Raw genomic sequence first — 13,979 nt, 5'->3', positions numbered from 1 at the left:
CTGTCGCCATTCATCAGCCAGGCGAGCTTGCATCCGAAGTCACCGGGGCGCCACTCTGTGCACCCCAGGAACGGACCGAACCGGCCCTGGCGTTCCACGATCACGCCAACGCCGCAGAGGCACGTCCCGCCCAATACCGCTCGGAACGTCCCACGATGCAGAAACAGCCTACGGCGCACGAACAGCCCGCGACGCATGAACAGCCCACGAGGGACGGACAGCTCAGGAGGGACCGGCGGCTCACGAGGGACGAAATAGCCGATCGCAGGTATGAAGCGCTCGATATCCGAGGAAGGATGCGGGTCCGGCGGCCGGTGCGGGCGGGAGGCCGGGCCGATTATCGGTATGAACGGGCCGCGATATCGCGAACGGCGCTTGCGTTTGCGGTCGCGCGAGAGCGGCCCGGCCAGCAGTCGTGAGAGGAATCCCAAGGCCAACTCCAGTCGGCGGCGAGATGCGTGGACTCTGACGATAGACGCGTTCTAGTACGTTGCCATACGCACCTAAGCGTCGGATCATGGCGGGTTCGCCAGGAGATTACAGATGATATAGAGAATTCGAGCTTCCACCCACTTCGCGCCCACGATGAGCACAAATGCTGCGAACGGACGTGGACGATGGCGATGAGCGGCCATTTCTCAGCGGTTCCAGCGCCGGCGTCCCCAGGAGTCTGCGTCTGACCGCCCTTCTCCGCCAGGCCGCCCCCGCTCAGGGTCTCGCCGGCTGCTCGTCCCGGGGCCTCGTCCTAGGGGCACGTGGACGGCGGAGGGCTCGTGGGTGGAGGCGACGGGCCAGTCTTCGAAGGGGTGGTGTCGCGCGGGCCGCGAGCGTGCTCACCTCGGTGGAGTGGCGCCATGCCTTCTCGGCGGCGTCCGGTCCGATGTCGCGGCCCGCGTACTGGGCGTAGTTCGAGAGGTTCGCCAAGGCCGTTATATGAGGTGATATTTCGGGTCCGAGCAGGTCCGCCGCGCGGTCCGCGACCTCCGACGCCGTCAACGCCGGCTCGCCCGCCAGCCCCAGATCCTCACACGCCTGCACCCAGGCCCCTCGCACCCGCTCCGCCGGATCGCCCCGGCGGCGGCGCCGTCGCCGCAGCGCCGGCGCCGCGAGCACGGCCACCGGATACCCCAGCAGCAGGACGGCCCCCGCCACCGCCGCGACGACCGCCCCGGCCGCCACCGGCGGACGGGCGTCGTTCCCGTCCGTGACCGCAGGACCGCTCGGCGACGGTGCGGACGCGCGCGGGGACGCCTGGATCCGCTCGGCCAGCCGCTCGCGCTCCTGCACCTCGGTGCTGACGACGTCGTGCCGGTCCGCCGTGCCGCCGCGTTCGGGGGTCGGGTCGAAGGCCACCCACCCCAGGTCCTCGAACTCGATCTCCGCCCAGGCCAGGACGTCCCCCGATCGCACGTGGTAGGCGCCGCCGTCCGCCGTGCCGGGGCGGAATCCGACGACCACCCGGCTCGGCAGGCCGAGCGTGCGCGCGAGCAGGGCGAACGACGCGGCGAACTGCTCGGAGGTTCCCCGGTGCGTCGTCCGCAGGAAGTACTCCAGGGCGGCCAGGGAATGTCCCGGCGGCGAGGTCACGTCGTACTTCAGCCCGGTGCGCAGGTAGTGCTCCAGCAGCGACGCCCGCTGGTACGGCGAACGCGCGTCGCGGGTGACGCGCGCGGCGAGGGACCGGAACGCCTCGACCTTCGGCGGCAGCGCGCCGGGACCGCCCGCCGGCGACGCGTCCCGCCGCTGCTCGGCGGAAGGGCGCGGGATGCGGGAGGTGACCTGGTAGGTCCTGCCCGGCGCGCCGGACGGGGCCGACAGCAGCGTGCCGGATTCGTCGACCGCCACGCCGACGCCCGACACCGAGACCGGCCGGTCGGCCGCGGGGAGCCACCCGCCGGGCAGTCCCTCCAGCGTGACCTGCTGATCCAGGGTCTCGTACGCGCCGCGGTACGGGCCCGGCGGCACGCGCCCGCCCGTCATGCGGAACCGCGAGGAGGACGTCCAGCGCACCCCGTCGTACCGGTCGAGCACCGCCAGCCGCCAGTTGTGCGGACGCGGCGCGCGGACGGTGAACAGCGGCGTCGTCGGAACCTGCAGCCAGGCCGACACGCGGTCGAGCGGGCTCACGCCGTCGAACCTGGCCACGGGGGGCTCCTCGACCAGCGTCCTCGGGTCGAGCGGCTCGCGCGCGACCGGCAGCGACGGGGCCAGCAGCAGCCCCGTCGCGCCCACGGCGGCCGCGAGCGGGAGCGCGGCGAGCGACCGCAGCGCGCCCCCTTCTCCGCGCACGACCGCCAGCGCCGCCACGAGCGCCACCAGCGCCCCGGCCGTGGGCAGGACCGATCCCGGGCCGTCCACGCCGAGGGTCACCGCGATCGTGAACACCGCGAGCGCGGGCAGCGCGGGAAGGATCCGCGCCCGCGAGCGCAGGACCAGCTCGGCGCCGGCCAGCGCGGCCAGCCACACCAGCAGGTGCGGCACGGCGAGCAGCCTCGGCACGCCGGGCGCGGGGAGGATCGTGGTCAGCAGCGCCCGCCACGAGTTCACGAGAGCCTGCCCGAGCTCGGCGGCGGTCGCCGCCGACGGCAGAACGCCGGCCACGGCCATGCCGTGGAACAACGTCGCCGACACCGTGAGCGGCCACACCACCGCCTGCGCCGCCAGGGCCGCCCACAACGGCCACCGCCTCGTCAGCGCGGCCAGCAGCACCGGCACGACCGCCGCCACCCCGGCAACCGGGAGCAGCGCACGCGGCTCGAAGACACGCTGGAACCCCCACCCCGCCACGCCCGCCAGCACGGCGACCAGCACCAAGGCCACGCCCTGCGCCCCACGGAAGCGCCCGCCTCCGCCGTCCGCCGCCCGCGCCGTGGCGGCCCCGGCCGCGCGGGGTGCGGCAGCGCGCCCGGTCACCGGCTGTGCCGAGGCGGGCCCGCCAGACCGGCGGACCGGGGCGTCCGTATCGGGGAAGGCGGTCATCGCCGAGCTCCCGGCCACACCGCCGCGAGGACGTCAAGGTCGGTGACATCGATGACCGCGACCCCCGGCACGGCCACCGCACCACGCGGCCGAACGAACGCAGAGGCCGGAGGGTCGCCAGACGCGGCGAGCGCACCACCGGACGAGGCGAACGCACCGCCCGGTGCGGGGTCGCCGGACGGGACAGGCGCACCGCCGGTCGGCAGGAGCGGGTCGCCGGGTGAGGTGACGCGCAGCCACAGCGTCCGGTCGTGACGGCGGCGGGCGGCGGCGACCATGCTCGCGAGCGTGTCCGCCTCCCCGTTCGCAGCCGTGCTCCCTTCCCCGCTCGCGGCCGTACTCCCCTCTCTGCTCACGGCCGTGTCGGCGCCCCTGCCACCTGCGGCGGCAGGGAGCGCGGTGACGACGACCAGCGAGCCACCCGGGCGGGCGAGCCGGAGTGGGTTCCCCCCGCCGGCGTCGCCGGCACGGACGCGTACGAGGGCGAGCGCGTCCAGCACGGCCTCGGCGTCGTGAGCGCCGCCCTTGAGGTCGAGCAGTACCCCGTCGGCGGTCACCACCCGCACGGGGAAGCCCGCGCGCGCCGCGCCGACGGCGACCGAGGCGGCGACGTCCACGGCCAGCTCGAACCCGGAGACCTCCCCGCCCGGGCTCCCCCGGTTGTCGAGCGCCACCGTCGTGAAGGGCAGACCCGCGTCCACCAGCCTGCGGACCATGAGCGTCCCGGTGCGGGCGGTGGACCGCCAGTGGACCTGCCGCAGGTCGTCGCCCGGGACGTACTCACGCAGCGTGTGGAACGTCGCGGTGCCGCTGGGCGCGCGGTCGCTCGCCGGACCCTCCAGATGGTGCGCGCGCCCGGACGGCAGCACGCCGAGCGGCACCACCCGCGGCCGGACCAGCAGGCGGGACTCCTCGCCGTACCCCGTCACGTGGCGGGTCAGGCCGAACGGATCCTCCCTGACCACGGCGAGAGGCCCCACCTCGATCTCACCGCGGACGCCGGTGGGAAGCTCGTACGACACGACGCGCGTGCGGCCACCCCGCAGCGGAGGCAGCTCGACGACCCGCTCGGACGCGCCGGCGCGGTCGCGGGCGCGCAGCCCGGCCAGTGGCAGCCGTCCCTGGTTGCGCACGGTGAGCACGGCCATCGCCGCCTCGCCCCGCGACACCTTCAGCGGCGTCACCTCCCGGCCGACCGACAGCCTGGCCCGCGGCAACGTCCACAGCAACGCCCCGATGAGCGCGATCACGCCTCCGGCCGCCATCACGACCAACTCGGGATACCCGAGCGCGAACGCCCCCACCGCGTACAGCAGGACCGCCGCTCCCAGCACCCCTTTCCCCGCCGACGTCAGCACCGCCCCGCCCGACGGCAGCCCGTCCTGCCGCGAGTTCCGTGCCTCCCGGACATCCCGCGCCCCGGGAGCCCGCGGTTCGCCGGCCACTCCGCCGGAACGCCCACCCGCATGGGCACGCGCTCCTTCGGCGACGTGTCCTTCATCGGCCGGGTGGCGAGGGGTCCTGGGCACGGTGTCAGGGTCCCGTGAGCGGGTGGGGGCCGGGCGTGCGGGACAGGATCTCGGTGACGACGGCCGTCGCGGTGCGGTCGCGGAGTTCGGCCTCGGCGGTGAGGAGGAGGCGGTGCGCCAGGACGGGGACCGCCAGGGCCTTGACGTCCTCGGGGATGACGAAGTGCCGTCCGGCCGCCGCCGCCCTGACCTTGCTCGCGCGTACCAGCGCGAGGCTGGCGCGGGGACTGGCTCCGAGCCGGACCTCCGGCGAACGCCGCGTCGCCCCGACCACGGCGACGACATAGTCGTAGATGGAGTCGGCGACATGGATGCGCGCGGCGAAGTCGATCATCCCGGCGATGTCGGCGGCCCGCGCGATCAGGGGCAGGCGGTCGATCCGCGGGCCGCTGGGCATGCCCTTGAGCACCTCGACCTCCGAGGCGTGATCGGGATACCCGACCGCCACGCGCATGAGGAACCGGTCGAGCTGCGCCTCGGGCAGGGCATAGGTGCCGTCCATGTCGACGGGGTTCTGGGTGGCGAGCACCATGAACGGGCGCGGCACCTCATGGGACTCGCCATCGACCGTGACCCGCCGCTCCTCCATGACCTCCAGCAGCGCCGCCTGCGTCTTCGGGGACGCGCGGTTGATCTCGTCGGCGAGGACGAGGTTGGCGAACACCGGGCCCTGGTGGAACTGGAAGCGATGGCCGGCCTGGTCGTAGATGGACACTCCGGTGATGTCGGACGGCAGTAGGTCCGGGGTGAACTGCACCCGGCGCAGTTCCGCCTGGATGCTGGCCGCGAGGCTCCGGGCCAGCGTGGTCTTGCCCGTCCCCGGCACGTCCTCGATGAGCACGTGCCCCTCGCAGAACAGGCAGATCAGCGCAAGCTCGACCGTCTCCCGTTTCCCGCGGATGACCTGCTCCACGTTGCCCGCGAGCGCCTCGAACCGCTGCCGGAACTCCCCCGCCAGCGCCGCCATGTCCCCGAGATCCTCGGCGTCGCCGTACCCCGGCTCCGGCGAGGGCGCCGGGACGTAGGGCCGGGGCCCCGGAGCCGACGGGGACACGGCGCGGGGAGGAGGCGCGGCCGATCCGGGGTCGCCGTACCCCGGGTTCGCGGACTCCATCGGCGGCTCGCCGTATCGAGGGGACGCCACGGCCACCGCCGGTGCGTCGTGCATCGTGGGCGCCGCGTACACCGCGGCCGCGGCATACGGCGCCGAAGCCTCCTGTCCCCCGTACCCCTGGTCGGCCTGCGACATCGGAGATCCGCTACTCGGCGAGGACACGCCGTACGGCGGCGAAGCCGAAGACCCCTGTCCTCCGTACCCCTGCTCGGCATACGACATCGAGGATCCGGCACCCGCCGAGGACGCGGAATATGGCGGCAACGCGGGCGTCTCCTGACCCCCATACCCCGGCCCAGCGTGCGACATGGAAGATCCAGAATTGTCCGACGACGCGGCGTACAACGCTGAAGGCTCCTGACCTGGGTACCCCTGCCCGGCATGCGGCGTCGAGGATCCGGCACCCGGCGTGGATGCGGCGTACAGGGGCGAAGCCGACGTGTCCTGGCTCCCGTACCCCTGCCCGGCATGCGGCGTCGGGGATCCCGCTGCCGGGAAGGATGCTGCGTACAGCGGCGGAGCCGATGTGTTCTGGCCCCTGTACCGCTGATCGGCGTGCGGCGTCGGGGATCCGGCACTCGGCGAGGGCGCAGCGTACCCAGGCGATGCGGACCCCTCCCTCCCGTACCACTGGTCCACATGCGGCGTGTGAGATCCGGTATTGGCCGAGGATGCGGCGTATGGCGGGGCGGTCGGAGATGGCGAGGACGCGGCATATGACGGAGCTGCCGGAGATCCTGGGTCGGCATACCGGGTGTCCCATTGCTCGCGCCCGGTGCGCTGGAGGCGCGCGGTGCCCTGGTCGAGGGTCACGGCGTCGCCATGGCCACCCATCATCGGCCGATCCATCGCCCCACCGTCGACGGGTCCGGCGACGGTGACTCCGACGGGACCCGTCTGCCCAAGGTGCCCGGGTTGCCCCGGCTGTCCTGTCTGAGCTGGGTGTCCACTCTGAGCTGGGTCCCTTGTCCCACCAGGGGGGCCAGGTCGACCTGGCTGGCTCATGTGACCGGGATAGCCGATCTGACCAGGATGGTTTGTCTGACCTGGATAACCCGTCTGATCAAAATGGCTTGTCTGACCTGCAGGAACCGCAGACGTCGTCGCAGAGGCGGTGAGCGAGTCGCCATCCTGAGACGGGTATCCGGAACGCCCCGTAGCGGGAGACGCCGCGCCGGCGTGGCTCGGAGGAATCGCGTCCTTGGGGCCGGATACCGTCTCCCCGGATGCGGCATGCCGGGACCAGGTGTCCGGTCCCCCTGGCTGAGCCTGGCCGCCGTGGCGAGGAGCGGGCGGAATGCCGTGGCGAGGAGCGGCGCCGCCGTACGGGGGCGCGTTCACCGGGTCATCCGGACCCGGGGGCACCGGCCCCTGCGCTCCGGCAGGGGTCGCCCCTTCACCACTGTCGGACTTCATGCTGACACGCCCCCCGACCTCACCGGACACCACCGACACCACGTCTTCGCCGTACACCGGCGTCATCTCACCGGACGCCCGCGAGCCGTACCCCGCTTCCCCGCCGGACGCCCGCAAACCGTGTCCCGCCGCCCCATCAGGCACCTCCGGGCCATACCCGGTCTCACCGCCGGACGCCTCTGGACCATACTCGGCCGCACCGTCGGACGCGCCCGAGCCGCGTCCGTCGTGCGGGGCGGACGGCTCCCCAAGAGACCGAGGGTCGTGGGGTGAGGGTGGGGTGCTATGGGGATGTCCGGACGGGGGGTGCGGGGCGGCGCGGCCCTGGTCGCTGTGCCGTGGGGTGTGGCTCACGACGTCGGTCCCCTGTCGGTCGTCGCGTCTCGTCGCATGCCGCCGCGTCCGGTCAGTCGTCGCATTGGAACAGGGGCGCGGCCGGGAACGCGCCGCGCGGGGTCTTCATCAGCGTGTCGCTGAGGTACCCCACACCGCCGTTCCATTCGATGCGGTTCCAGACGTCGCTGGTCTCCCCCGATTCGGCATCCGTGACGGAGGGGCCCTTTATCTGGCAGATCACCGTGAGGGGCCGGTGGCGGCCCTTGGGAATGCGGCCGATCTCGCCGTCCTTGCCGGGGCCCGGCCGCACGAGAGCATCGGTCTTGCCGGCGTTCCGGTAGGCGTGGCGCGGGTAGGCCAGGTCCGCCGTGGCCGAGGCCGTGGCCTGCCCGTCCCCCGCCGCGTTGCGCGCCTTGAGGGTGAATGTGTGCTTGTGCGCGTTCTTCAGGCCCTCGACGCTCACCGAGGTGCCCGCGATCCCGTCCTTGGACGCCGCGCCCGACAGCGCGTACGTCACGTCCGCACCGCCGGCGTTCTCGGGTGCCGACCACGAAAGGTCGGCCCCGTGGTTCTTGGGCTCGGCCTGGAAGTTCGCGGGAGCGGCGGGCGCGACGCAGGGCCGTGCCGCTCCGCTCGGCTCGGACCGCACCTCGCCGCCCTTCCACCGCGCGACGACGACCACCGTGTACTCCTTGGCGCAGTCGCCTCCGGCCACCGTGAAGCGGAACGGCCCGTCCCCCGCCACCGCCGCCGGGGTGACCTCGCCACCCGCCGGAGACACCTCCAGCGTGTACCGCCGCACGTCGCCGCTCGCGGACGGAGCGAACGCCACGTCGATCCTGCCGGGCCCGGACCGCACGCTCACCGACCCCGGGGCCCCGGGTTGGTCCGGCGGGGGCTCGCGGTCGCGTGTCGGGGTCGGTGACGCCTCCGGAGGCGCCGCGCCGCGGGTCCGGGTGGAGTGCGGACCGGGCTCGGGGCGGGGCGGCGGGGAGCCGGTCGGCTCGGACGACGTGGGCGCGCCGCCGTCGCCGGCGGACGCGGTGCCAGGCGCCGGCTCGGGCCGCGACGTGCGTGCCGGGCCGGGAACGTCGGGGTCGTCCTTCCGCACACGGCGCTCCCGGCCCTCGGGATCGACCACGACGGCCCCGTCGCCCGCGCCGTCGTTCGCCCAGAGCAGGCCGTCGCGGACGGACACCTCCAGGTCGCCCTCGCGCGTGGTGACCTGGATCGGTTCGGCGAAGCCGTTCGCCGCCGAGTCCCAGACGATCAGCCGCCCGGCGCCGGTGTCGGGGATGTACGCACGGGCGCCGAGCGCCTGGGGCACGCCGAGCGCCGCGGGGTCGGCGGCGGCCTGCGACAGCTTGGTCTGGGCGATCTGCCCCGAGGCGGAGTCGAGGAGCAGCAGCAACCCGTCCGGCCCCGGCACAAGGACGGGCACGGTCGAACCCTCGACGGTCGCCGGGGACAGCACACCGCTGCGCCCGGTGGCCGTGACGGCGTCGGGGAGGGTGAAGCGGGTACGGGTGCCGTCGGCGCCGATGCTGACGGCGCGTGCCGCGCGGGCGTCGACGACCACCGGCACGCCACCGGCGACGGTGAGCGACAAGGGGTCGCCGGGCGCGCCGACCGGGACCGCCGCGCCCTTGACGCCGTCGCGGATCGGCACCACGTGGCCGGTCGCGGGCACCGGCACCCACAGCGTCCCTCCCCCGTCGGCGGCGGCGCGGCCGAGCGGGCCAGGGAGGGCGACGGGCGCGCCGACGGCGGCGAGCGTGACCGGGTCGACACGCTGGACCGTTCCCTCGGGATCGACGGCGTACGCGGCGTCTCCGGCGACGACGATCTGCAGGCGCGCCACCGGGAACTCGCGGGTCCTGGCCACCGTGAGCCGGCCCGGGTCGATGCGGCTGACCGTTCCGGCCGCCCGGTCGACCAGCAGGACGGTGGCGCCGTGCTGGACGACGTCAAGGTCGCGGCCGGGCCTGGCGACGTGGTCGATACGGCCGTCCACCTGGCCGGACAGGCCGTTGGCGTGCACGACGGAGCCGCGTGCCGAGCTCTGCAGCCAGGCGCCGACGTCGGCCAGCCTCGGGCCGGCGCTGGACACGCCCACCCCGGCGACCGCGGCGGTGATCCCGAGCGCGCCGACGACGATCGCCGCGATCATCGCCGTGCGCCGGTCTCCCCGCGGCAGTGCGATCTTCACCCCGTGACTTCCCCGCCCTTCTCCATCCGCCCTGGGATGTCCCCCCCGTGTCGTCGATCCCGATGACACCGAACACCCCAGCCGTTACAACGTTCCCATACGCCGCGATCTATCCGGGAACCGCCATGGCAAGACGGGAGCCGAACCGGTTCTTGATCACCTTGAGCTGCGCGGGCACCCGGGCCCGCAGCTCGCCGACGTGGCTGACGATGCCCACGGCCCTGCCCCCGTCCCGCAGCTCGTCCAGGATGTCGAGGACGCCGTCGAGCGTGTCCTCGTCGAGGGTGCCGAAGCCCTCGTCGATGAACAGCGTGCCGAGCTCGACGCCGCCCGCCTCGGCGCTGACGACGTCGGCGAGCGCCAGGGCCAGCGCCAGGGATGTCATGAACGCCTCGCCGCCCGACAGGGTGGCCGGATCGCGGTCGACGCCCGTCCAGCCGTCCAGGACCCGCAGGCCGAGGCCGCCGCCGGCCCGCCTGCGGTCGCCCGCGGACTTGCGCGGGTCGTAGAGCAGGACGTACCGGCCGCCGGACATGTGGTCGAGCCGGGCGTTGGCCGCGTCCACGACCTGGCGCAGCCGCTCTCCCAGCACGTAGGACGACAGGCGCATGTGCGGCACGTTGTCCGGCGAGGTGCCCACGGCCAGCTCGGCGAGGCTCTTGGCCAGGCGGTGGCGCTCCTCGGCGGGACGCCACCGCGCCATCGTGGCGTCCAGCGACGTGGACAGCTCGGCGAGACGGTCACGGCGGGCGGCGGCCTGGTCGCGGGCCGAGGAACGCTCGGCGTGCTCGCGCTCGACCTGTTCGAACGCCTCGGTCAGCGCGGGGACGTCCGGGGGCGGGGCCGCCGCGGCGGCGGCGAGCTCGGGATCGGCGAGCAGCTTGGTGACGGCGGCGTGCTCGGCGTCCAGCGCGCGCAGCCGCTCGGCCATCGCCTGGCGGGCCGACGTCGTGCGCATGGCCGCGCGGGCGTCCTCGACCCCCGCGAACCCGGCCTCCACCGCCGCGCTCTCGGCCCTGGCCGCGGCGGCGTCGCGTTCGGTGGCGGCCGCGCGGGCGTGCCGGCCGACCTCGGCGGCGTCCCGCAGCAGCTCCGCCTCGTCGGCGAGGCGCTCCAGGCGGGCGGACAGGGTGGCGTCCTGTCCCCTGGCGGCGTCCAGACGCGTGGTCAGCCGCTCGGACTCGGTGGTGAGGCCTTCCTCCTTGGCCTGCTCCGCGGCGAGTTCGAGACCGACGCGGGCGAGGGCGTCGTTCAGCTCGGCCAACTCGGCGTCCAGACGCGCCGCGGCCTCGGCCAGAGCGGCTTCTTCGCCCGCCGCTGCACGCAACGCGGCCAGCACCCCTTCGCCCCGCCGCACCAGCCCCGCCGCCACCTCCTCGCTGACATCCGCCCCACCGGACTCCGCGCCGCCGGCGTCCACGCCTGGAATCGTGACGCCTGACCGAGCTCCGCCGCCGTCGGCGCCGTCTGAGTCAACGGCGCCTGGATTCGTGCCGTCCGTTCTGGCTGCGCCGGACGAGGCTTCGGCGGCGTCGAGGAGGCGGAGGGTCTCCGGGAGGTCCCGGCGTGCCGCGGCGCGTTGTTCCTGGTGGGCGGCGGCCGTCTCGCCCAGGCGGGTGGCGGCGTCGATGGCGAGGCCGAGCAGCCGGGCCTCCTCGGCGAGGCGCTCGCGCCGCGCCGCCACACTGGCGTCCTCGCCGCGGGCGGTGTCGAGGCCGAGCGCGAGACGGTCCAGCTCGGCCTGGAGCGCGGCGCGGCGCGTGCGGTGGCCCGCGATCTCGAGCTCGACGTCGCGCGCCCGGTCTCTGACCTCGTCCAGCTCGGCGCGCACGGCCCGCGCCTGTTCCGCCAGCTCGTCCTCGTCCTCCGCGGCCACGGCGAGGCCGGCGAGCCGCGACTCGGCCTCCTCGCGGGCGATCAGGGCCTCGTCGGCCGACAGGCCGCCCGCCCGCGCCTCCGCCTCCTCCACCTGGGCGTGCAGGACCGCGACCCGGCCCTCCGCCGCCTGGCGGCGATCCTGTGCGGCGTCGGCGAGCGCCTCGGCCTCCTGCTCGTCCTCGACCGTCGGCATGGCCTCGGCGGCGACCGCGGGCGCCGGGTGGTCGGTCGAGCCGCAGACGGCGCAGGGTTCGCCCGGGGTGAGCCCTTGCGCGAGCTCGGCGGCCATGCCCTCGATGCGGTCCTGCCTGATGGACTGGAGGCGGTCGCGCAGGTCCTGGGCCTCGTCGGTGGTGATCCGCCGCTCGGCCTCCGCGGCCTCCAGTTCCGCGGCCACGGCGTCGCGGCGCTCGGCGTGCTCCAGGGCGGCGCAGGCGGCGTTCCAGGCGGCCTCGGCGGCGGGGACCAGCGCCGCCTGCTCGCGTACGGCGGCCAGGCGCTCGTCGATGTCGGCGAGGCGGGCCGGCAGCTCGTCCCGGGCGGCGGCGAGGGCCTCCTCACGTTCGTCCAGCCCCGCGAGGACGGCGTCGATCTCGGCCAGCTCGCCGCGCACCTCGGCGGCGCGCGTCTCGTCGGCCCGGCGCAGCTCAAGCCCGGCCAGCTCGTCCCGGAGCCCGCGCTCCAGCACGGACAGCCGCTCACGCACCTCCCGCGCCGCCGCGCCGACCTCCTCGGAAGGCCCCGCCGGATCGGCGGACGGGTCACCGGATACCGGGCCGGACAGGCGAGCCGGCAGGTCGTTCTGTCCGGAGCCGGGCAGGTCGGCGAGCAGGGCGCGGAGATCGTTCAGGGCGGCGGACATGTCGGCGGCCGCGGTGTCGCGGCGGTGGACGGCGTCGAGGTGACGGGTGGCGGCGGACACGGCGGCGCGGGCCGTGGGGAGGCCGGAGGCGGCCAGGCGGGCCAGCGCGAGGCGCTCGCCGGTCTGCGCGCGAAGCCCGGGAAGCGCGTCGAGCCGCCGGCTCGTCCGGTCCCGCTCGTCCGCCAGCGTCGCGAGCCGCGCGCCTGCCTCCGCCAGCCCGTCCCGCAGCGTGGCGAGCCGCGCCTCCTCGGGAACGAGCTGCTCCAGCCGTGCGATCTCATCCCGGCGCGCACGCTCCAGCGTGGCCATCCACTCCGGCTCCGGCCGGTCACCCGCGGCGGGACTCCGGGAGTCAGGGCGGTCACCCGGGGACGGGCGCGGGCCGGTGGGCTTGGTGACGTCATGGTGAGCGGTCCCGGCCGACGGGAGCAGGGGCAGGGCACGGGCGGTGGCCTCGACGGCCAGGCGCGATGCCTTCGTGGCGTCCTCGGCGCGTTGCTCGGCCTGCTGGATCAGGGGCGCGACCTGGTCGGCGCGGGTGGCCTCGGCGAGGATGGTCTCCAGGTCGGAGCGTTCCTCCGCGGCGCGGTCGAGCTCGTCCCGCCTGGCCTGGGCGTCGGCGTGGGCGCGGCGGCGCCGGGCCAGCTCGTGCCCGGCCTCCAGCGCGGACCTGGCCGACCTCAGGGACGCCTCGCTCGCGGCCCGCGCGCCGCTGAGGCCCGCGCAGGCGCGCCCGGCGGCCTCCAGAAGATCACGGGCCCACTCCAGCGGCTCTTCTCGCGGATCCCGCAGGACTCCGGGGTTCGGCGAGGCGGAAGCCTCTGCCTGCGAAATGGCCGGCTCCTCGGCCTCCGGCGTCGGGGAACCGCCCGCTCGCGGGACGGCGCCTGTGACCTCGAGCGGAGCGGGCGTCACGGCTGCGGGGACGGCGGAGGCCGCGGCCTCCAGGAGGGCGGGGCCCGCGGCGCCGCGCATCTGGTCGATGACCGAGTCGACGCGCTGGCGGAGTTCCTGGCGCTCCTGGTGGGCGGTCGTGCGGTGGTCGGACAGCCAGTGCTCGACGTCACTGAAGATCTTGACGGAGAACAGCTTCTCCAGCAGGCGGCGGCGCTCTTCGCCGTCGGCGCGCAGGAACCTGGCGAAGTCGCCCTGCGGGAGCATCGCGACCTGGCAGAACTGGTCGGCGTTCATGCCGAGCAGGCCGCCGATGAGCTCGCCCGCCTCGTCGGCCCTGCTGGACAGGAACACCGGCGTGCCGGAGGCGGGCAGTTCTTCGAGCAGGACCTTCGCCTTCTCTTCGACCACCCCTTCGCCTCTGAGCTTGGGCCGCTCCCAGACGGGGGAACGGGTGACGCGCAGCCGCCTGCCGCGCAGCGTGACCTCCAGGGTGACCTTCGGCCCGCGGTCGGGGGGCGCGTGGTCGCAGCGCAGGCGGCGCGCGCTGTTGCGCAGGCCGGGCACCTGGCCGTACAGCGCGTAACAGACGGCGTCCAGGACGGTGGTCTTGCCCGCGCCGGTGGGGCCGTGCACCAGGAACAGGCCGGACTCCCCGAGCGCGTCGAAGTCGACCTCCTCGCTGCCGGGGAAGGAGCCGAAGGCGGTGAGCCGCAGGTGGTGCAGCCTCATGTCAGCGGGCCTCCGGGCGCGGGCGTGATC

Annotated in this window: 5 protein-coding genes; all 5 read right to left on the bottom strand. The window is 74.8% G+C overall.

What is annotated here, in order from left to right; translation table 11 throughout:
* Window positions 1-708: 708 nt before the first annotated feature.
* The gene (locus BJ981_RS31515) at window positions 709-2,913 is read right to left on the bottom strand and encodes a transglutaminase TgpA family protein (protein ID WP_184617026.1); all 2,205 of its coding nucleotides are present in this window, start codon (window positions 2,911-2,913) and stop codon (window positions 709-711) included.
* Between the two features lie 62 nt (window positions 2,914-2,975).
* Window positions 2,976-4,313 (bottom strand): DUF58 domain-containing protein, encoded by a 1,338-nt coding sequence (locus tag BJ981_RS31510; RefSeq protein WP_184617025.1) that lies wholly within the window; start codon window positions 4,311-4,313, stop codon window positions 2,976-2,978.
* Between the two features lie 199 nt (window positions 4,314-4,512).
* Window positions 4,513-5,475 carry an AAA family ATPase gene (locus BJ981_RS31505; RefSeq protein WP_184617703.1) on the bottom strand — a complete coding sequence of 321 codons (963 nt, stop codon included), beginning with the start codon at window positions 5,473-5,475 and terminating at the stop codon, window positions 4,513-4,515.
* A gap of 1,969 nt (window positions 5,476-7,444) precedes the next feature.
* Complete coding sequence (locus tag BJ981_RS31500; RefSeq protein ID WP_184617024.1) at window positions 7,445-9,583, bottom strand: fibronectin type III domain-containing protein; 2,139 nt, start codon at window positions 9,581-9,583, stop codon at window positions 7,445-7,447.
* 109 nt (window positions 9,584-9,692) lie between these two features.
* On the bottom strand, window positions 9,693-13,949 hold the full coding sequence (locus BJ981_RS31495; RefSeq protein ID WP_184617023.1) for an AAA family ATPase: 4,257 nt from the start codon (window positions 13,947-13,949) through the stop codon (window positions 9,693-9,695).
* Between the last annotated feature and the right edge of the window lie 30 nt (window positions 13,950-13,979).

The sequence above is a fragment of the Sphaerisporangium krabiense genome (assembly GCF_014200435.1).
GTDB lineage: Bacteria > Actinomycetota > Actinomycetes > Streptosporangiales > Streptosporangiaceae > Sphaerisporangium > Sphaerisporangium krabiense.
The sequence above is the reverse complement of the archived record's forward strand: the minus strand, read 5'-3'. Positions and strand labels throughout refer to the sequence as shown.